Source organism: Roseateles sp. P5_E1 (genome assembly GCF_054049335.1).
Map to the genome: position 1 here is coordinate 1 of NZ_JBFUMN010000455.1, position 529 is coordinate 529.

The window sequence follows — 529 nt, forward strand, 5'->3', positions numbered from 1 at the left end:
CGTCAGCGAGGGACCCGGCCGGGTCCTCCTGCAATGCGGTCTGGATCGATCCGGCCAGGTCGCTCCGGGTGAACGGCTTGGCCAGGATCGCAATGTTCCGGCCAAGCGCACCGCTGGCATCGAGGTCGCGCGGGTAGCCGGAGGTGAACAGCACATGCAGGCCGGGATTTCGCGCCAACGCCCGTTTGGCCAGCTCCCACCCGGACATGCCGGGCATCACGATGTCCGAGAACAACAGGTCCACGCTGACATCGGTACGCTCCAGAAGTCGCATGGCAGAGGGGCCGTCATGCGCTTCCAGCACGCGGTAACCGAGCTGGCGCAGGGTTTCCACGGTGTAGGCGCGGACATCGTCGTTGTCTTCGGCGACCAGGATCGTGGTGTCCTCCAGGACCTCGTAGAGTCCCTGTCGCGGTTCGCCGAGCGGCCGATCATGCGGCAGCGGCGCCGACGAACGCGGGAACAGCATGGTGATGGTGGTGCCGATGCCAGGTGCGGAATCGAGCAGCACGTGACCACCGGACTGCTT

1 protein-coding gene is annotated in these 529 nt (G+C 66.2%); it reads right to left on the reverse strand.

The genetic code is table 11. The annotated features are described in order from the left end of the window. Window positions 1-511 (reverse strand): response regulator (locus tag ACXJKJ_RS32065; RefSeq protein ID WP_457395780.1); only part of this gene is annotated, 511 nt, incomplete at its 3' end. Window positions 512-529: the final 18 nt, after the last annotated feature.